This is a genomic window from Rhizobium sp. WYCCWR 11146 (assembly GCF_013591995.1).
GTDB lineage: Bacteria > Pseudomonadota > Alphaproteobacteria > Rhizobiales > Rhizobiaceae > Rhizobium > Rhizobium indicum.
In genome coordinates this window covers 141,260-159,432 of record NZ_JACCEY010000022.1, presented here as the reverse complement: position 1 = coordinate 159,432, position 18,173 = coordinate 141,260, and the positions used below count along the sequence as shown (strand labels likewise).

Annotated in this window: 18 protein-coding genes; 10 read left to right on the top strand and 8 right to left on the bottom strand. The window is 61.8% G+C overall.

Features of this window, described 5'->3' with window-relative positions; genetic code table 11:
- Positions 1 to 12: 12 nt before the first annotated feature.
- On the bottom strand, positions 13 to 915 hold the full coding sequence (locus HX899_RS16830; protein ID WP_171597882.1) for a LysR family transcriptional regulator: 903 nt from the start codon (positions 913 to 915) through the stop codon (positions 13 to 15).
- A 96-nt stretch (positions 916 to 1,011) separates the two neighbouring features.
- Between HX899_RS16830 and HX899_RS16825 the strand changes: the two genes are divergently transcribed.
- The gene (locus HX899_RS16825) at positions 1,012 to 1,332 is read left to right on the top strand and encodes a nuclear transport factor 2 family protein (protein ID WP_011649067.1); all 321 of its coding nucleotides are present in this window, start codon (positions 1,012 to 1,014) and stop codon (positions 1,330 to 1,332) included.
- On the top strand, positions 1,332 to 2,111 hold the full coding sequence (locus HX899_RS16820) for an SDR family oxidoreductase (RefSeq protein ID WP_131643476.1): 780 nt from the start codon (positions 1,332 to 1,334) through the stop codon (positions 2,109 to 2,111). Before HX899_RS16825 ends, HX899_RS16820 begins: the two co-directional genes overlap by 1 nt.
- A 20-nt stretch (positions 2,112 to 2,131) precedes the next feature.
- On the opposite strand, the gene HX899_RS16815 is transcribed toward HX899_RS16820, so the two are convergent.
- The gene (locus tag HX899_RS16815; protein WP_011649065.1) at positions 2,132 to 2,599 is read right to left on the bottom strand and encodes a MarR family winged helix-turn-helix transcriptional regulator; all 468 of its coding nucleotides are present in this window, start codon (positions 2,597 to 2,599) and stop codon (positions 2,132 to 2,134) included.
- Positions 2,600 to 2,740: 141 nt separating this feature from the next.
- Between HX899_RS16815 and HX899_RS16810 the strand changes: the two genes are divergently transcribed.
- Both HX899_RS16810 and HX899_RS16805 read left to right on the top strand, forming a co-directional pair.
- On the top strand, positions 2,741 to 3,538 hold the full coding sequence (locus HX899_RS16810; RefSeq protein ID WP_181292879.1) for an alpha/beta fold hydrolase: 798 nt from the start codon (positions 2,741 to 2,743) through the stop codon (positions 3,536 to 3,538).
- 194 nt (positions 3,539 to 3,732) lie between these two features.
- Positions 3,733 to 5,364, top strand: a complete 1,632-nt coding sequence (locus tag HX899_RS16805) for a GMC family oxidoreductase (RefSeq protein ID WP_138390317.1) — start codon at positions 3,733 to 3,735, stop codon at positions 5,362 to 5,364.
- 91 nt (positions 5,365 to 5,455) lie between these two features.
- Here HX899_RS16805 and HX899_RS16800 read toward each other — a convergent pair whose 3' ends face one another.
- The 5 genes from HX899_RS16800 to HX899_RS16780 form a co-directional block, all read right to left on the bottom strand.
- On the bottom strand, positions 5,456 to 6,370 hold the full coding sequence (locus HX899_RS16800) for an SMP-30/gluconolactonase/LRE family protein (RefSeq protein WP_138330714.1): 915 nt from the start codon (positions 6,368 to 6,370) through the stop codon (positions 5,456 to 5,458).
- Positions 6,371 to 6,384: 14 nt separating this feature from the next.
- On the bottom strand, positions 6,385 to 7,335 hold the full coding sequence (locus HX899_RS16795) for an ABC transporter permease (RefSeq protein WP_181292878.1): 951 nt from the start codon (positions 7,333 to 7,335) through the stop codon (positions 6,385 to 6,387).
- Positions 7,332 to 8,279, bottom strand: coding sequence for an ABC transporter permease (locus HX899_RS16790; RefSeq protein ID WP_138330712.1), 948 nt, complete (start codon positions 8,277 to 8,279; stop codon positions 7,332 to 7,334). Before HX899_RS16790 ends, HX899_RS16795 begins: the two co-directional genes overlap by 4 nt.
- Complete coding sequence (locus HX899_RS16785; RefSeq protein ID WP_181292877.1) at positions 8,276 to 9,727, bottom strand: sugar ABC transporter ATP-binding protein; 1,452 nt, start codon at positions 9,725 to 9,727, stop codon at positions 8,276 to 8,278. The genes HX899_RS16790 and HX899_RS16785 overlap by 4 nt, the downstream gene beginning before the upstream one ends.
- 72 nt (positions 9,728 to 9,799) lie before the next feature.
- Positions 9,800 to 10,816 carry an ABC transporter substrate-binding protein gene (locus tag HX899_RS16780; RefSeq protein WP_181292876.1) on the bottom strand — a complete coding sequence of 339 codons (1,017 nt, stop codon included), beginning with the start codon at positions 10,814 to 10,816 and terminating at the stop codon, positions 9,800 to 9,802.
- Positions 10,817 to 11,097: 281 nt separating this feature from the next.
- Between HX899_RS16780 and HX899_RS16775 the strand changes: the two genes are divergently transcribed.
- Together HX899_RS16775 and HX899_RS16770 are read left to right on the top strand one after the other, a co-directional pair.
- Positions 11,098 to 12,336: a sensor histidine kinase gene (locus HX899_RS16775; protein ID WP_181292875.1), complete on the top strand. Its 1,239-nt coding sequence runs from the start codon at positions 11,098 to 11,100 to the stop codon at positions 12,334 to 12,336.
- A 13-nt stretch (positions 12,337 to 12,349) separates the two neighbouring features.
- A complete protein-coding gene (locus HX899_RS16770) occupies positions 12,350 to 13,072 on the top strand; it encodes a response regulator transcription factor (protein WP_138390313.1) in 723 nt (240 codons plus the stop codon).
- A gap of 24 nt (positions 13,073 to 13,096) precedes the next feature.
- On the opposite strand, the gene HX899_RS16765 is transcribed toward HX899_RS16770, so the two are convergent.
- Positions 13,097 to 14,422 (bottom strand): PLP-dependent aminotransferase family protein, encoded by a 1,326-nt coding sequence (locus HX899_RS16765; protein WP_181292874.1) that lies wholly within the window; start codon positions 14,420 to 14,422, stop codon positions 13,097 to 13,099.
- Positions 14,423 to 14,521: 99 nt separating this feature from the next.
- On the opposite strand from HX899_RS16765, the gene HX899_RS16760 reads away from it, so the two are divergent.
- The 4 genes from HX899_RS16760 (at position 14,522) to HX899_RS16745 (ending at position 18,151) form a co-directional block, all read left to right on the top strand.
- On the top strand, positions 14,522 to 15,484 hold the full coding sequence (locus HX899_RS16760) for a nitrate ABC transporter substrate-binding protein (protein WP_181292873.1): 963 nt from the start codon (positions 14,522 to 14,524) through the stop codon (positions 15,482 to 15,484).
- A 74-nt stretch (positions 15,485 to 15,558) separates the two neighbouring features.
- Entirely contained in the window at positions 15,559 to 16,449 is an 891-nt protein-coding gene (locus HX899_RS16755) for an ABC transporter substrate-binding protein (protein ID WP_181292872.1), read from the top strand.
- Entirely contained in the window at positions 16,446 to 17,375 is a 930-nt protein-coding gene (locus HX899_RS16750) for an amino acid ABC transporter permease (protein WP_180196580.1), read from the top strand. Before HX899_RS16755 ends, HX899_RS16750 begins: the two co-directional genes overlap by 4 nt.
- The gene (locus tag HX899_RS16745; RefSeq protein ID WP_181292871.1) at positions 17,372 to 18,151 is read left to right on the top strand and encodes an amino acid ABC transporter ATP-binding protein; all 780 of its coding nucleotides are present in this window, start codon (positions 17,372 to 17,374) and stop codon (positions 18,149 to 18,151) included. Before HX899_RS16750 ends, HX899_RS16745 begins: the two co-directional genes overlap by 4 nt.
- Positions 18,152 to 18,173: the final 22 nt, after the last annotated feature.

Below are 18,173 nucleotides of genomic sequence, written 5' to 3'. Positions count from 1 at the left end.
GAAGGCAGTGGGTCAAGCCGCTTTTCGGGAGAACTCACGAGCTAAGTCGAGGAATGCTCGGACGCCAGCCGATAGATTTCGACGTCCAGGATAGTATAGGCATAGCCCTGGATACGGCAGCGTCCAATCTTCTAAAACACGAACAACGCGCCCCGCCTCTATGTCCGAGAGAATGTCCTGTTCAAAGAGGTAGCCCACGCCGGCGCTTTCGATCACAGCAGTCCGCGTAAGGCTGGCCTCATCGAGTGCGATTGGCCCCCGCACGTCTATCTGCACCGGCTCGCCGTCTTTTTCGAACCGCCATCGAAACAAGGAGCCGTCTGGCAGGCGAACACGAATGCACCTGTGATTGAGAAGATCCGGAGGCACCATGGGCTTACCATGTTTCTCGAAATACTCGGGAGACCCAACCACTGCGTGTCGCTGAGGCCGGCCGAGCGAAACGGCAATCATGTCGCTGGGAACGAGGCCTTCAACCCTGACGCCCAGATCGAACCCGTCCTTGACGATATCGACCATTTTACCCTCGGTAACGATATCGACAGTCATGTCGGGATAGCGGCGCAGGAACTCCAGCACGAGCGGTGAGATGATGGCGCGCGCCGCAAACGGCGCTGCGTTGATCCGTAGTGTTCCGGAAGGAGTCTCGCGGTGGGAGCGCACCAGATCCAGAGCAGCATGGAGATCCTGAAGCGTAGGCCCTACCTGCTGCACAAACAGCCTGCCGGCATCAGTCAGCGACACGCTGCGTGTGGTGCGGTTGAACAGTCGCACGCCGAGCCCGGCCTCAAGCCTGCCTATGGTGTGGCTGAGCGCGGTGGTCGACATGCCGAGATCGATGGCTGCTGCGCGGAATGTCCCGCGCCGGGCAATCGCAATGGCCGCTTCGAGTTCCTTCAAGCTGGCATGTTCCATTGTCCCGATCCGTTCAATACCGCATTCCGGTTTATCCCACTTATCTATGCAATGGTCGAGCGCTAACTATCGGAGCAGATCATGAGGAGAAACAGGATGGATTTGCCCCATATCGTGAACATGTATTTTGACGCCGACAGTCGCAATGATGCCGATGCGCTGGTGAAGACCCTCGCGGTCGATGCCGTGGTCGAAGATGAGAACGCTCGCCATCAGGGCGCCGTCGCAATCCGCGACTGGTGGGTGGCTGCGAAGAAGGCGACCCAATACCGTGCCGAACCCGTGGAATCCGCGGTTGACGGCGACAAGGCACTCGTCCGGGCGAGGGTGAGCGGCCAGTTTCCCGGTAGCCCGGTGATGCTCACCCACGCCTTCACCATCAAGGACGACAGAATCGTCAGGCTGGAGATATTATAATGGCCGACTTTCTCAACCTGAGAGGCAAACGGGCCCTCATTACGGCTGGAACCAAAGGTACTGGTGCCGCGACCGTCAGACTGTTTCGGGAGCTCGGCGCGCAGGTGCTGACAGCCGCTCGGGCCCGTCCGGACAGCCTGTCGGAAGATCTGTTCGTCGAGGCGGACCTGACCACCGAAGAGGGATGTGCAATCGTCGCAGAGGCCACACGGCGGCGCCTTGGCGGCGTCGACGTCATCGTCCATATGCTGGGTGGCTCTTCAGCGGCCGGAGGTGGATTTTCTGCACTGTCGGAAGACGACTGGCATAAGGAGCTGTCGCTCAACCTTTTTCCAGCCGTTCGCCTGGATCGGCAACTGGTTCCGGACATGGTCGCTCAAGGAAACGGTGTGGTGGTGCATGTGACATCCATCCAGAGAGTCCTGCCGCTTCCGGAATCGACGACGGCCTATGCTGCGGCGAAGGCAGCGCTTTCCACTTACAGCAAGGCGATGTCGAAGGAAGTTTCGCCCAAAGGTGTTCGTGTCGTTCGGGTGTCGCCAGGCTGGATCGAAACGGAAGCTTCGGTCCACCTTGCAGAGCGCCTGGCGAAGCAGGCCGGAACAGACCTCGAGGGTGGCAAAAAGATCATCATGGACGGGCTGGGCGGCATTCCGCTGGGGCGTCCGGCAAAGCCGGAAGAGGTCGCAAACCTGATTGCCTTCCTCGCCTCGGACCGGGCTGCATCGATCACCGGTACCGAATATACAATCGATGGGGGGACAGTGCCAACAGCTTAGGCGCCGACATACACGGCAAATCAGGCGGGCGCGTCCCAGCCGCCGATCTGGGAATAGATCGCGTTGCGGAGATGGCGGACGTCGCGGTTCAAAGCGCCCAATTCCTGTGGCGTCTGGGTCGAAGCTGCAAGCAAGGTGTCGCTGAGACAACCAGCCTTGTGCTGTAACGCCCTGCCTTCGTCGGTCAACGCAATCAACACCTGGCGCTCGTTGCTCAGGTTTCTGGTCCTACGCAGCAGGCCGGATACCTCAAGGCGCTTTAGAAGCGGCGTCAGCGTGCTGGATTCCAGGGCAAGGGCATTGGCAATGGCGCCCACCGTCTGCCCATCCTCGCCCCACAGCACGTTGAGCACGAGGTACTGCGGGTACGTCAGGCCCAACTCATCGAGAAGGGGCTTGTAAGCACGCTGGATGGCAATACCAGCAGTGTAAATTGCGTAGCACAATTGGTCGTGCAGAGGGGGCGGGTCGTTATGGCGTGCGGTCATTGTGAGCTCCTGTAGACTCCATATAGCCCATTCTAGAGAGAAATTAAATATCGCGATAAGAATTATCTTGACGCGAAACCCAAAGTCTGCGAGCTTACATATATCGCGATAACAGTTATCGCAGTTAACGAGGAGATAGCCATGACACGCAAGACCACGACCACCGTAGCCGCAATTGCTGCTGCAGCCTCACTGTCCGCCGCCGCATTGCCGGCGAACGCAGCGGACACCATCTCTCAAGACCAGCCGGTCAGAAACGTTGTGCTTGTCCACGGCGCCTTTGCGGACGGTTCTGGCTGGAAGGGTGTTTACGACAATCTCACCAAGCGCGGCTATCGCGTTACGATCGTCCAGAACCCGCTGACCTCCCTCGAAGACGACGTTGCCGCCACCAAACGTGCGCTGGAACGGCAGGATGGTCCGGTCATTCTCGTTGGACATTCCTGGGGCGGCACGGTCATCACGGAAGCGGGCATCGACGCAAAGGTTGCTGGCCTCGTCTATGTTTCCGCTCTGTCCCCCGATGCCGGCGAGACAACGGCACAGCAATACCAAGGATTTGCTCCTGCATCGGAATTCGTCATTGAGACCACGAAAGATGGCTTTGGATATGTCAGCCCGGAAAAGTTCAAGGCTGGCTTTGCTCATGACGTCAGTGATGCGGATGTTGCATTCATGAGGGATGCGCAGGTCCCGATCAACATGTCGGCGTTCGGCACGAAGTTGGAAAATGCTGCATGGCGCACTAAGCCGAGCTGGGCCGTCATCGCTACCGAAGACAATGCATTCGATCAGGCGATGCTGATCCACATGGCAGAGCGCATCAAGGCGAAGATCACCAAGGTTTCGGCAAGCCACGCCCTGTTCATGACGCAGCCGAAGGTGGTCGCCGATACCATTGATCAGGCCGCTAAGGCCGTCTCGGCGAAGAAGCGATGACAGACGTAGCCTCATCGGGACAGTCCGCACTGTCCCGATGACGACGAGCAGGGGCTGTCGAACCGAGCGAGGTCGGGCCGAAGCGAGCACATGGAAGGCCGCACGATCTCGGACTGGGATCCATTGCCCGCATTCGCCCCCGGGATCCCCAGCAAATTCGCTATTGTTTTGAATCCATTCACGGAGGTAGTCACGTGAAGCTGAATAGTCATGACCAAAATGCACCCGAAAATCCGCCCATTCCTCAGAACGAGGTCGGTGGTGTTTTCGACTTCATCGTCTGCGGCGCCGGGTCCAGCGGCTCCGTCGTTGCCGCGCGACTGGCAGAGGATGGAAATGCAAGCGTCCTACTGCTCGAGGCAGGCGGTGACGATGCGGCCGAGACCGTTACAAACCCTGCGCAGTGGCCGCTCAATCTCGGCTCGATCCGGGACTGGGGTTTTGTCGGACAACCGGCACCTGGCCTGGACGGCCGACGTCTTCCTCTCAGCATGGGCAAGGGGCTCGGCGGCGGTTCGAGCATCAATGTCATGGTGTGGGCCAGGGGGCACAAGGGAGATTGGGACCACTTTGCCGCTGAAGCCGGCGATGACGCGTGGGGCTATCAGTCTATCCTCGGCTACTATCGCCGGATCGAAGATTGGCAGGGCGCTCCGGACCCAACGCGTCGAGGCATGGGCGGACCGGCCTACGTAGCGCAGCCGCAGGCGCCCCAACCGATCGCAGAGGCCTTGTTGAGTGCGGCATCCACTATCGGTATTCCCGTCTACGATAGCCCGAATGGTGAAATGATGGAGGCCCCGGGCGGCGCATCTATCGCTGAACTGCGGATCCGGGATGGCAAGCGGGAGTCTGTCTTTGGATCCTATGTCAGCCCGCTCATGTCGCGCCCAAACCTGACTGTGCTGACCGACGCACTGGTCACGCGCCTCATCTTCGATGGCAAGCGTGTGACGGGGGTCGAGGTTCTCGTCGATGATCAGTTGCGTCAATTCACTGCGCGTTGCGAAACGGTACTGTCGCTAGGCGCGATCAACACTCCGAAAGTGTTGATGCAGTCGGGCATAGGTCCAGAAGATGAGCTGCAAGCCCACGGCATTCCCGTGGTTCAACACTTACCGGGCGTTGGGCGCAATCATCAGGATCATCTCGCATTCGGGTGCACCTGGGCATATCGAAAACCAGAAGCCGTCGGTGGTAGCGGCTGCGAAGCAAAACTCTACTGGAAAAGCAACTCGCGTCTTGCGCAGCCGGACATTCTTCAGTGCCAGTTGGAGTTCGCTGTGCCGTCACCGATCGAGACGGGCCTCGAAACGCCGCAACATGGGTGGACGATGTTTAACGGTCTCGCCCAGCCGAAAAGCCGTGGTTGGCTTCGGCTCTCCGGCCCCAACGCAAGTGACCCTATCCTCATCGAACCCAATTCGTTGAGCGAACCAGAAGACATGGCTGCTGCCCTGGCCGCGGTGGAGCTATGCCGGGGATTGGGAAATAGCCACGCTTTCAAGCCGTTGGTAACGGCCGAGACTGCTCCGGGCGCGCGCAACCGATCAGGGATGATCGACTTTATCCGGCGTTCGGCGGTCACCTACTGGCATCAATCCTGCACAGCCAAGATGGGACGCGACAGCATGTCGGTGGTCGATAACGAGCTCAAAGTGTACGGTATCGCTGGCCTTCGCATCGCAGACTCCTCGATCATGCCTCGCATCACCACCGGCAACACGATGGCGCCTTGTGTTGTCATCGGAGAGCGGGCGGCCGATCTGATCCGGGAAATGCATGGTCTTACGGACTCGAGCGGAGGGTTCAATCAGCCTATATGATGAAGAGATTTATGTGGAGCTCGGCGGCCAGCATACGTGGGCCGCCGAGCATTTTGTAGCAACGGTTTGTATTGGTTCAAGGCGACCAACCTCACGGCACCTGAGCCCCACTCACCGCGACATAGACCGAATAAACCGACCGCGTCGCCGCAATAAACAGCCGGTTGCGTTGGGGGCCGCCGAAGGTGAGGTTGGCGACGGTCTGCGGTACGCGGATCTTGCCGATCAGCTTGCCCGTCGGGTCGAAGCAATGCACGCCGTCGGCGGCACTTGACCAGAGGTTCCCGTTGACGTCGGTGCGGATGCCGTCCGGGATGCCGTTGTCGATCAGGCAGAAGACGCGGCTGTTTGCCAGCCTGATGCCGTCGATCACGTCGAAAGCGCGGATGTGACGCGGCAGGCTCTCGTCGTGGCTTGCGGCCGAATCCGCCACATAGAGGATTGTCTCGTCGGGCGAGAAGGCGAGGCCGTTCGGCTGGATGAAATCCGTGACGACGGCCGCAAGCGCGCCGGTCGTCGGATCGAGCCGGTAGACATTGCGGGTCTGCTGCTCCGGCTCGGCGCGAAAACCTTCGTAGTCCGACATGATGCCGTAGGTGGGATCGGTGAACCAGATCGTGCCGTCTGATTTCACCACCACGTCGTTCGGCGAATTGAGCCTGGCGCCTTCGAAACGGTCGGCGAGCACGATGATCGAGCCGTCGACCTCGGTGCGGGTGACGCTGCGCGTTCCATGTTCGCAGGAGATCAGCCGTCCCTGCCGGTCGCGCGTATGGCCATTGGTGAAGTTGGACGGTTGCCGATAGACGGAGACGCCGCTCTCGGGCGTCCAACGCAGCATGCGCTGGTTGGGAATGTCGCTCCAGAGCAGTTGGTTCGCGTCGTTGAACCAGACGGGACCCTCCGCCCAGCGGCAGCCGGAATAGAGTTCGTCGAGGCCGGCGCTCGTTACGATCATCTGCCGGAAGCGCGGATCATGGATTTCGTAGATGCTGGCCTCGGCCATGGCGGTCTTCCCAATTATCGCATGCCGGCCCGGCGACCGCCGGCGAGCATGATGACGCTGATGATGATGAGGCCGGTCATGATCAGGCGGATGCCCGCGCCGACCCCGTAGGTGTTGAGCATGGAGACGACAAGGAACATGAAGAGCGATGCGCCCCAGATGCCCGGCACGTTGGAATCGCCGCCGGCGACTGCCGTGCCGCCGATCACGACGACGGCGATCGACATCAGCAGATATTCCGAGCCCATGTTGAGCGCCGCACCGCCCGAGAAGCAGGCGAGCAGATAGCCTGCGACCGATGCGAGAACGGCGCAGAAGAGGTAGGTGACGAAACGCGTGCCGTCGACCGGTATGCCGGCCATGCGGGCTGCCGGCATGCTCTGGCCGATCGCCGAGATCCAGCGCCCGTAGATCGTCCTCTCGAGCAGGAACCAGGCGAGGAGCGAGACGAGGAGTGCTGCGATCGCCACATTCGGCACGCCGAGCGTGTTCGACGTGGTGAATTCCGCCAGCGCGCTCGGCGGCTTGATGCGCAAGCCCCGGTTCGTCCAGATCGCCGCGGACTGCACGATGAAGCTCATGGACAGCGTGGCGATGATCGGCGGAATGCGCAGCGCCTTGATGAGCGCATAATTGCCGAGGCCGACGACAAGGCCGATGACGATGGCAACGAGAAGGCCGGGCAGGATCATGCCGTTTTCGACATTCATCAGCTTCAGCGCCACCGTGCCGGCAAGCGTCATGGTGGCGGGAACCGAGAGATCGATGTTGCCGGGGCCGAGCGTGATGACGAACATCTGGCCGATGCCGACGATGACCGAAAAGGCTGCGAAGGTGAGGGCTGCCTGCGACAGGCCAAGCGTGCTGGCGCCGAGCGTCACCATGATCGTCAGGAACCAGACGATAAAGGCGGCAAGCCACGACCAGATCCAGGGTTTGCCGAATAGGCGAAGGAGCGGGGTCATCGGCGTTTCTCCCGCTTCTCCATGCGGTTCAGCATCAGGCGGAGTGCGAGCACGATGATCAGGATTGCGCCCTGAGCCCCGATCTGCCAGTCCGGCGAGATCCGCAGGAAGGACAGGAACGAACCGGCGAGCGTCAGCGTCAGCGCGCCGATGACGGCGCCGATCGGGGAGACGCGGCCGCCGATGAACTCGCCGCCGCCAAGGATCACGCCGGCGATTGACAGCAGCGTGTAGCGTAGCGCGATATTGGCATCGGCCGAGGTTGTCAGGCCGACGAGGGCAATGCCGGCGAGCACCGCGAAGAGGCCGGCAAGACCATAGGCGGCAGCGCGCGCGCCGACAATCGACCAGCCGGCACGCTCGACCGAGCGCTGGTTACCGCCGATGCCGCGCATCAGCACGCCGAGCGACGACCGCATGACGAGAAGATGGGCGACCAAGGCGATGACGATGCTGGCGACAATCGCCATCGGCGCCAGCGGCGGCTTGACGGTCATCAGCCAGCGCACCCAGTCCGGCGCCTGCCCACCCGGTGCCGGCAGCAGCAGCACGGCAAGGCCGCCCCAGACGAAGCTCATGCCGAGGGTCACGACAATGGACGGCAGGTTACGCAGATAGATGACGACGCCGAGCGCCGCATAGGTTGCGATCGCGCCGGCAAGGATCAGGACGCCGGTCACCGGGGCATCACGCAGAAAGGTCGCGGTGACGCAGGCGACGAAGCTGACGAAGGCCCCCATCGAGAGATCGAGATCGTTCACCGCCATCACGATCATCTGGGCGATCGTCGCAAGCGCGATCGGCACAGCCAGGTTGAACAACAGGTTGAGGCCGACATAGCTCATGGCGCGCGGCTGCAGCCAGAAGACGGCGGCGAGCAGCAACGTCAGCGACAGGGCAGGAATGGCAAGACGCATGGCGTCGGACGACAGCCGGAACGTCATGCGGCGACCCCTTCGAAGGAGGCGGCAATGATATTCGTCTCGTTGACGGCATTACCGACGAGTTCGGTCGTGATACGGCCTTCGCGAAAGACGTAGACGCGGTCGCAAAGGCGGACCTCGTCCATCTCCGTCGAGTACCAGATGAAGGTGCGGCCGCGCGCCGCCTCCTCGCGAATGATCGTATAGACCTCCTGCTTGGTGCCGACGTCGACGCCGCGCATCGGGTCGTCCATCAGCACGATCGGCGCGCGCGTCGCAAGCGCCCGGGCAAAGAGCACCTTCTGCTGGTTGCCGCCGGAAAGCGACAGGATGCGGTTGTCCATATCGGGCGTGCGGATCTCGATCCGCCGCTTCCAGTCGGCGCCCTTCGTCTCCTCTGCCCCTGCGAGGATCAGCCCGCGCCGGGAGAGGTCACCGAGCGAGGCGATGGAGAAGTTGCGCAGGATGCTCCACAGCTCGAAGACACCGTTGAGGCGGCGGTCGCCGGCGACGAAGGTGACGAGCGGATCGCGCTCAGGCAGCCAGTTGCCGGACTGGGCGGCATGCAGGGCGAGCAGGAGTTCGGTCTGCCCATGGCCCGCCAAACCCGCCAATCCGATGATCTCGCCCTTGCGGGCCGCAAAGGAAAGGCCCTTCGCCTGATGGGACAGAATGAGCGGAGCGGTGGATTGTTCGCGCGCCGAGCGCTGCTTGGTCTCCTCCTTCGCAACGGTGCCCATGGCTTCGACGAGGCCGTGATGGTCGAAGCCATGCGCCGGGCGCTCGGCGACGACGCGGCCGTCCTTCATGACGATGATGCGGTCGGCGGTTTCGAGGATCTCGTGCAGAATATGCGAGATGAAGATGACGGACCCGCCCATGGCGATGAAGCGGCGGACATGATCGAGCATCTGCCGGGCAAGGCTTGCATCGAGCGACGAGGTCGGTTCGTCGAGGATCACCAGCCGCGGCGCAATGCCGGCGTCGGAAAAGGCCATGGCGATCTCGACCATCTGCCGCTCGGCGATCGAAAGATCTCCCACGGCCCGGCTGCTGTCGATGCCGTGGCCGGGAAAGACCGCGTCGAGGCTCGTCTCGATGATTTTTGCGGCGCGCCGCCGCCAGCCGAAGCCACCGAGATGGCGATGCATGATGCGCGTGTTCTCGACGATCGAAAGGTTGGGGCAGAGCGAAAGCTCCTGGAAGACGCAGCGCACGCCGCGGGCACGCGCGGCATTGATGCCATAGCGCTCCAGCCGTTCGCCGTCGCTCGCCACACCTCCTTCGTGCGGTGTGAGACCGCCGTTGATCACGCTGACGATGGTGGACTTGCCGGCTCCATTGTGGCCGACAAGCCCGACGCATTCGCCCGGCATGACGCAGAGGGTCACGCCATCGAGTGCCCTAACCGCGCCGAAGCTCATCTTGGCGCCATCGACGGCGATCACCGCCTTCAAAACGTCATCCATGCTGCCCGCCATGCCCGCTTCATAAAGAATCCCGCGCGGCCATTTGCGGCCGCGCGGCAGTTGCCGGGAGATTTACTTTGCCGACTCGATGACCTTGATTGCGTCTGCCTGCGAGTATTCCACGTTGGCGACGCCGCCGGCCTGGGTATTGGCGAGGTTGGTTTCGAGATTGTCCTGGTCAATGCGCAGGAAGGGCACGACGAGGTCCTTCTTGACTTCCTTGCCGTCGAGGATCTGCTGGGCCACCCAGAAAGCGAGCGTGGAGACGCCGGGCGCGATGGAGACGGACATGGTCTCGTAACCCTTCGCGTCCTTCTGCTCCTTCCACCACTTCAGTTCGTCTTCGCGGTTGCCCATGATAATGATCGGCATCTTCCGGTCGGTCGCGGCAATCGCCTGTGCGGCGCCATAACCGTCACCACCCTGCGTTACCACGCCGGCGATGTCGGGCAGGCTCGGCAGGATGCCGGCAACAGCCTTCTGCGCCACGTCCTGCGCCCAGTCGCCGTGCACGGAGCCAACGACCTTGAACTGCGGGAACTGCTTGACACCCTCGTGGATGCCAGCCGAGATCTCGTCGTCGACGAAGACACCGGCAAGGCCGCGGATCTCGAGCAGGTTGCCGCCGTCCGGAAGTTTCTTCGACAGGTACTCGACCTCACTGCGGCCCATTTCCTTGAAGTTCACGGCGATGCGCCAAGCGCAGGGTTCGGTCACGATGCCGTCAAAGGAAACGACGGTGATGCCGGCGTCGCAGGCCTCCTTGACCGCGCCGTTCAGCGCCGTCGGCGAGGCGGCGTTCAGCACGATGGCGTCATAACCCTGCAGGATCATGTTCTGGATCTGCGCCGCCTGTTCCGTCGCCTGGTTCTCGGCAGTGGTGAAAGGGTCGGCTGCGGCAACGGTGCCGGCCTTCACGGCTTCGCCTGTCACCTTGCCCCAGCTCGTCAGCATGGCCTGGCGCCACGAGTTGCCGGCATAATTGTTGGAAAGGGCGATTTTCTTGGCCGACGTGTCGGCAAAGGCGGAAACGGGCATCGCGGCGCATGCGATAGCGGCCGATGCCAGAAGCATCTTGCTGATTGTCATGTCTTCCTCCCTGATGATCGCGCCTGTCGGCGGATCGCTTCACTCCTGCCAGCCCAACTGGGTTCGAGTGAAAATTGTTCTTGCACTGAGCTTCCTCCTCTCAGTAAGGGCAGGATGCGGGAGATCGATCGGCCTGTACAGGGGCAAGGCGGCAATCCGTTTGCGGGTTTTGCGCAACAAGCTGCGGGTTTACGCAAGACGGCGGCGCTCCCGCAGGCGCTTACTGGAAAGGAGTCGCGGCGGGTTGAGGAGCCCGGCGCCGTCTCGGGGAGGAACTGACGATGCTGCATCTCGTACCCGCAGCCATGTTCGACCATTATCTCGGCATTTCCCGGCTGCTCGCGGGCCAGCTCGACTTCCGCTCGGCTATCCGTTCCGTCGCGGCCGAGGTCGCCCATATCATCCCGCACGACCACCTCGATGTCTGCGTGCTGCTTGAGGGCGGCAACTACCACACGGCCTATGAGACGGGCATCGAGACTGCCTGGGGCGGCCTTGCCGGCGCGCCTGTTGTCAACAGCCCCATCCGCTCGCTGCTCTGGGGCGAGGTGGATTTTCTGCTGGCGGACGACGCCATGACCGATCCGCGTTTCCACTTCGAGGGCGCATTCAAGCGGCCGATCGTCGAACAGTCGCTGAGAAGCCGCTTGCATGTGCCGATGAAGGTGCAGGGCACGATCATCGCAGCGCTTTCCTGTTCGTCGCACAGGGCGGGCGTCTATACGATGGAGGATATCGAACGCGCCCGCATCATTGCCGATCTGCTGACGCCCTATTTCTTCGCGCTGCAGGCAGCCGAGCAGGCGCAACGCTCGGCCATTGTCGAGGCAGAGGCCCGCGCCCGCGAGGAGGGCTTGCGGCAAGGTGCGCTGAAACTTACCGAAGCGCTGGAGCAGGAACGCCAGCGCATCGGCATGGACCTGCACGACCAGACGCTCGCCGACCTGACGCGGCTCGCCCGCCGGATCGACCGGCTGTCGCGCAACGGCGAGATGGCGCCCGAGACGTTGGAGCCGATCTCCCGTTCCCTGCAGCATTGCATGCAGGATCTGCGGCAGATCATCGAACAGGCAAAACCCTCCGTGCTCCAGCTCTTCGGCCTCGCCCAGGCGATCGAACATCATCTGGACCGATCGACCCGCGACAGCGGATCGGGGATCGAATGGGGCCTTGTCGACGAGACGCACGGCGCACTGGAGCGACTGGAACCGACCGTCAGCGTCGCGCTGTTCCGGATCGCACAGGAGGCGATCAACAATGCGGTGCGCCATGCCGCTCCGCTGGCCGTCATGGTGCGGCTCGAGGCCGATGACGATCGGTTGTCAATCGAAATCTCCGACGACGGGACCGGGCTCGCCAAGGCGCGGGGCCGGATCGGCGGCGGTATCGACAATATGAAGACCCGTGCGCGGCTGATTTCGGCGCGGTTCACGACCGGGCCCGGCCACAACAATCGCGGAACTGTGGTGCGCGTCGTGCTACCGCTCGCACCGCACGACCCGCCGAGCGGGCCAAATTGAGGAGAAGGGCACCATGAAGGTTCTGATCGTCGAGGACGACCCGCTGCACCGGTCCTATCTGCACGAGGCGGTCAACGCGGCCCTGCCGGAATGCGACACGGTGATCGAGGCGGAGAACGGAACCGTCGGCGAGAAGCTCGCCCGCGACCACAAGTCGGCGCATATCGTCATGGACCTGCAGATGGCGAACCGCAACGGCATCGAGGCGGCGCGCACCATCTGGAAAGAGCGGCCGGAGACCCGCATCCTGTTCTGGTCGAATTACTCGGATGAGGCCTATGTGCGCGGCGTCTCCCGCATCGTGCCGGATGGCGCCGCCTATGGCTATGTGCTGAAATCCGCCTCCGACGAGCGGCTGAAGCTTGCGCTACGCTCGATCTTCATCGAGAGCCAGTGCGTCATCGACCGCGAGGTACGGGGCCTGCAGCAGAAGAGCCTCGGCCAGACGAACGGCTTCACCGATTCCGAATACGAGATCCTCGTCGATATCGCGCTCGGCCTCACCGACCGGGCCATCGCCAAACGCCGGGGCCTGTCGCTGCGCAGCGTGCAGAACCGCCTGCAGCAGCTATACGACAAGCTCGACGTCTACCAGAGCGCCGGTGACGACCACGAGGACGGCCGCTTCAATCTGCGCGCCCGCGCCGTCACGGTCGCTTTCATGCGCAAACTCCTGAACTACAGTGCTCTCGAGCGGGCGGAGGCAGAGCTGCAGGAATGGCTTGAGGGAAAGTAGTACGCGAGGTGCAGGCCCCTACCTTCACGGCGCATGAGCCAGAGCGATCGCATCGGCGGCTTCCTCGCAGCGATCGCTAAGCGTGCTGGTCGCCACTCGAATATGATTGCTGGGCAAGACGGAGAATTTGTTGCCCGGGTTGACAGCGATATTGCGTGCGGCGAGCGTCACCATCGCGAATGGTTCGGAGACGACGGGCACCCAGAGGCACAGGCCCTGGCCTGGCGGTATCGGTATTCCCCGTTCGCTAAGTGCATCTGCAAGAGCATCGCGCCTCTGCTGATAGATCTCGCGCGCCTCGCCGATAAGCTGCCAGGTTTCCGGATCGCGCAATAGCCAGGCGGCGGCCCCTTGCAGGATGCGGCTCGTCCAGCCGGCGCTGAAGGAGCGGTAAGACTGGATCTGGTCGACGATAGGCGCGGAACTCGACAGAACCGCGAGACGGAGATCCGGGCCGAGGCTTTTCGAGAGCGAGAGGATATGGATCGTCCGCTCCGCAAATCGGCCGCCCAGCGACTGCGGAGGCGCTGCCGACACGTCGCCGACGCCGTCATCCTCGATAACAAGCGTATCGCTGTCTTCCAGCACATCTCCTAGCTGACCGAGGCGGGATGAACTGACCGTAACGCCGGTCACCGAATGCAGCCGCGGCTGGAACAGAAAAGCGGCCGGACGTTGCCGCAATGCTTCGCGCAACGAATCCGGCAGGGGGCCTTCGCCGTCGCAGGCGACAGGGATGATTTTGACGCCGAGATCTTCCAGAATATCGAGCAGCCGCATCGCGGTCGGATGTTCGATCGCGACCGACGAACCCGAGGAAACCAGCGCATGCAATATCGTATAGACGGCGTTGTAACCGCCATTGGTGGCCAGAAAGGCTTCCGCCTCATACGGCCATCGCTCTGAAACGGCGTCCTTCAACTCAGCTACGATCCGGCTGCGCTCATAGCTGTTGAGATCATCGACGGACGCGCCATAGGCCATGGCTTCGGCCAGGCGGGGAAGAAGCGCTGCATCCGGTCCGGCTAAGGTAAGGTCGAGCACACCTGCCGCATAATTTCCCGAGCTGGCGAGACGTTCCGGCTTGGCGACAAAGCGGTCGCCGCTGACCCAGGTGCCGTTGCGCCCCCGGCCACTGATGATCTTCTGCCGCCGCAATTCGCTCCAGGCTTCGGAGATAGTCGCCGGGCTGACATGCAATTCGTAAGCGATATCGCGGATCGCCGGCAGGCGTGTCCCAACGGGCAGGACACCGGCACGGATCAACGCGCTCGTTTCGAGAGCGATTCCCCTGATGCTGCGGTCGGCTATTTTTTCGGCAAACCAGGAGGCTTCGACCGCGTCGCCCATTTTTCCCTCACTTTAAATGTTCAATAACGTAATAACATTTGTACTCTCTATTTTGAACATTTAATTTGCCACCCGTCGAGCAATTTTGTGAGTTTTTGCATGCCTGTGACGCTTCGCATCGCCCTTAGGGACTGGGATTACATGACACCGCTTGTGCTCGGTGATGTCAGTTCTTCCCGTCTCGATATCAAAGTGGATCGTGTGGGCACGCTGGTCTCGAGCCTCGCCGATGACGCAGCGCATGACGCCGCGGAAATGTCCTTCAGCCGCTATTCGCAGATGCGCCATGACGGCGATGATCGGGTTCTGGGCATGCCGAACTTCATCATGCGCGGCTTCCGCCATCGCTGCATCATCACCGCCAAGGATAGTCCGATCCGCAAGCTCTCCGATCTGGCCGGCAAGAACATCGGCGTGACCGGCTGGCGAGATTCCGGAAATACCTGGACCCGTGCCGCGTTGCGCCGGGAAGGCGTCGGCGTCGAGGATGCCATGTGGTATGCCGGGCGCCTGACCGAGGCCCATCCGATCGTCGACCGGCTCGACGGTTTTGGACGGCCTGGCCGCATCGAACCTGCTCCCGGCGAGCGTCCGATGGTAGATCTTTTGCTGGATGGCGGGCTCGACGCCGTGTTTACGCCTTTCATGCCGAAAGGTTTCTTCGACCAAGAATCGCCGCTCCGCCAGGTGCTGGATGATTTCCGCGCCGCCGAAGTCGCTTACCTCAATGAGGTTGGCTATGTCCCAGGCATGCATCTGATCGGCTTCAAGGCTGATATCGTCAAGGAGCATCCCTGGATCATGGATGAACTCAGCGAGGTGATCGACGAGTCCCAGCGTCTCTGGCTGGAAAAGCGCGAGAAATACGCCGACACCACGCCCTGGATGATCGACGAACTGCGCCGCTGCGCGGCTGATCTGCCGCCGACCTGGAGGGCCAGCGGGCTTGCCGAGAACGAGGCAATGATCGCCGACTTTGCCGAGGAACTCTACGAACAGAAGATCATGCCGCGCCTTTTGACGCCCGCCGAGCTGTTTCCGTGGCACGCCAAGGCCCAGTGAACAAGGCCAATGAAACTCATCACAGGCCTCAACGTTGAATTACCATTTTCGCAAAACCAAAAAAGGGGAATGACATGCATTCGAAACTGATCGCTTCCGCCGCCCTGCTGGGCCTGATGATGACGACGTCGGTCTTCGCCCAGGAGGCGGCCGTCGCAAAGCAGACCGTCAACGAGGCTCTTCGCGCCCGCCTGCCGGAGAAGATCCGCACGGACGGCAAGATGATCTCCGTCAACAACGGTTCCTTTCCTCCCTATGAGATCGTCACCGGTACGAAACTGACCGGCGCCAGCGCTGACCTGACCGATGCGATCGGCCAGATGCTCGGCGTCGAGATCGAGCACGAAACCGTCAGCGGGTTGAGCGCGTTGCTCGCCGGCATCAATTCCGGCCGATACCAGTTCGCCTTCGGCCCGATCGGTGATTTCAAAACCCGTGAAGAGGCCAATGATTTCGTCGACTGGGTGCAGGAATACGTGGTCTTCTCCGTCCAGAAGGGTAATCCGAAGGCCATCAGTTCGCTCGACAGCGCCTGCGGCAATCGCATTGCCGTCATGGCCGGCGGCTCCGCCGAAAAGGTAATCCAGGCCCAGGTCGAAAAGTGCAAGGCGGCGGGCAAGCCCGCGCCCGAAGTGCAGTCCTATACCGACCAGCCGAGCTCGATCCTGGCGGTCCGTTCCAAACGCGCCGATGCCTTCTTCTCCTCGCAGGCGCCGCTGACCTATTTCGTGTCTCAGGCAAACGGCCAGCTGGAATTGAGCGGCGTCGGCCAGAAAAACGGGTTTGAGGATCTCTATCAGGGCGCCGTCGTGCCGAAGGGCTCGCCGCTCGGCCCCGTTCTGCTCGACTCGATCAAGGCGTTGATGGATAACGGCGCCTATGCCGCCATCATGAAGAAATGGGGTCTTGAGAACAACATGATCAAGCAGCCCGGCCTCAATCTTGGTGGAGCCCTGCCGAAATGAGCAATGACCGCACGACTGCCGCACCGCCTTTGGGCGGTGCGGACTTCCGGGATGTTGCCCACGCCCACAAGCCTTTTCAAACGGGCCGGCTCGTCCTGTGGGTGGTCGTGCTCCTGATTGCCGCCAACTTCCTGTGGATCGTCGCCCATAACGAGAATTTCGGCTGGCCTGTCGTCGCGGCCTATTTCTTCGATCCGACTGTTATCAACGGCCTTTACGTCAGCTTGGGCCTGACGGTGGTCGCGATGGCCATCGGCATCGTTCTCGGCCTCGGACTGGCGATCGCCCGGCTGTCGAATGACCGGCTTGCACGTTCGCTGGCGTCGCTGTTCATCTGGTTCTTTCGCGGCACGCCGCTCCTGGTGCAACTGATCTTCTGGTACAATCTCTCGACCCTTTTTCCCGAGCTTTCGATCGCTATTCCGTTCGGCCCGACGCTCGCCAGTTGGGAGACCAATTCGGTGATCACGCCGATGACGGCGGCAATCGTCGGCCTTGCCTTGAACGAAGCGGCCTACATGGCCGAAATCATTCGCGGCGGCCTGCTCTCGGTCGATCGCGGCCAGTTCGAGACGGCGGAAGCCTTCGGCATGACCAAGGCGAGGGCGCTGTGGCGGATCATCATTCCGCAGGCGATGCGCTCGATCGTGCCGCCGACGGGCAACCAGCTGATCAGCATGATCAAGGCAACGTCACTCGTCAGCGTCATCGCCATGGCCGATCTGCTCTATTCCGTCCAGTCGATCTACAATCGCACCTTCGAGATCGTACCGATGCTGCTGGTCGCGGTCCTCTGGTACCTCTTCATTACTTCCATCCTCAATCTCGGCCAGAGCTATATCGAGGCCTATTACGGCCGCAGCGAACGGCGCAACAATGCCGCTGCCGCCAAATCCGAGACCCTTGTCGAGGAGGCAAGCCATTGACCGCTGCCGAAATTGCAAAACCTCTCGTCAGAGCCCGCAACGTCCACAAGTCCTTCGACCAGCTCGAAGTGCTGAAGGGGATCGACCTCGACGTCATGCCGGGGGAAGTCGTCGTGGTGCTCGGCCCGTCCGGGTCAGGAAAATCGACCTTCCTGCGCTGCATCAACCATCTCGAAGCGATCAACAAGGGGTTCATCGAAGTCGATGGCGAACAGATCGGCTACCGTCTCCGCAAGGACCGGCTGGAAAAGCTGTCCAGCAACCGGATCGCCAGCCAGCGGCGCAAGATCGGCATGGTATTCCAGCAGTTCAATCTCTATCCGCACATGACAGTGCTGCAGAACATCGTCGAGGCTCCGATCGGCGTGCACGGAGAAAGTCGCAAGGCGGCGACCGAGAACGCCCTGCGGCTTTTGGAGCGGGTGGGTCTGTCGGAAAAGGCGGATAGCTACCCCCGCCAGCTCTCCGGCGGTCAGCAGCAGCGCGTCGCCATCGCCCGCGCGCTTGCGATCAAACCGAAGCTGATGCTGTTCGATGAGCCCACCTCGGCGCTTGACCCGGAGCTGGTCGGCGAAGTTCTCTCCACCATGCGCGATCTGGCCAAACAGGGCCTGACGATGATCGTTGTTACCCACGAGATCGGTTTCGCCCGTGAGGCGGCCGATCGGGTGGTGTTCATGGACGGCGGCAATGTCGTCGAAATGGGCAAGCCCGAGGATGTCATCGGCAATCCGCAACATCCCCGGACTCAGGCTTTTCTCGCCCGTTTTCTCTGACTGGTGTCAGCTTCTGCTTCGA

Bases quoted from the DNA above. Each gene is read 5' to 3' on its own strand.
- HX899_RS16780 (WP_181292876.1), bottom strand. From the start codon at position 10,816: ATGACAATCAGCAAGATGCTTCTGGCATCGGCCGCTATCGCATGCGCC.
- HX899_RS16820 (WP_131643476.1), top strand. From the start codon at position 1,332: ATGGCCGACTTTCTCAACCTGAGAGGCAAACGGGCCCTCATTACGGCT.
- HX899_RS16790 (WP_138330712.1), bottom strand. From the start codon at position 8,279: ATGACGTTCCGGCTGTCGTCCGACGCCATGCGTCTTGCCATTCCTGCC.
- HX899_RS16810 (WP_181292879.1), top strand. From the start codon at position 2,741: ATGACACGCAAGACCACGACCACCGTAGCCGCAATTGCTGCTGCAGCC.
- HX899_RS16800 (WP_138330714.1), bottom strand. From the start codon at position 6,370: ATGGCCGAGGCCAGCATCTACGAAATCCATGATCCGCGCTTCCGGCAG.
- HX899_RS16750 (WP_180196580.1), top strand. From the start codon at position 16,446: ATGAGCAATGACCGCACGACTGCCGCACCGCCTTTGGGCGGTGCGGAC.
- HX899_RS16815 (WP_011649065.1), bottom strand. From the start codon at position 2,599: ATGACCGCACGCCATAACGACCCGCCCCCTCTGCACGACCAATTGTGC.
- HX899_RS16755 (WP_181292872.1), top strand. From the start codon at position 15,559: ATGCATTCGAAACTGATCGCTTCCGCCGCCCTGCTGGGCCTGATGATG.
- HX899_RS16760 (WP_181292873.1), top strand. From the start codon at position 14,522: ATGCCTGTGACGCTTCGCATCGCCCTTAGGGACTGGGATTACATGACA.
- HX899_RS16825 (WP_011649067.1), top strand. From the start codon at position 1,012: ATGGATTTGCCCCATATCGTGAACATGTATTTTGACGCCGACAGTCGC.
- HX899_RS16775 (WP_181292875.1), top strand. From the start codon at position 11,098: ATGCTGCATCTCGTACCCGCAGCCATGTTCGACCATTATCTCGGCATT.
- HX899_RS16795 (WP_181292878.1), bottom strand. From the start codon at position 7,335: ATGACCCCGCTCCTTCGCCTATTCGGCAAACCCTGGATCTGGTCGTGG.
- HX899_RS16830 (WP_171597882.1), bottom strand. From the start codon at position 915: ATGGAACATGCCAGCTTGAAGGAACTCGAAGCGGCCATTGCGATTGCC.
- HX899_RS16770 (WP_138390313.1), top strand. From the start codon at position 12,350: ATGAAGGTTCTGATCGTCGAGGACGACCCGCTGCACCGGTCCTATCTG.
- HX899_RS16785 (WP_181292877.1), bottom strand. From the start codon at position 9,727: ATGGATGACGTTTTGAAGGCGGTGATCGCCGTCGATGGCGCCAAGATG.
- HX899_RS16765 (WP_181292874.1), bottom strand. From the start codon at position 14,422: ATGGGCGACGCGGTCGAAGCCTCCTGGTTTGCCGAAAAAATAGCCGAC.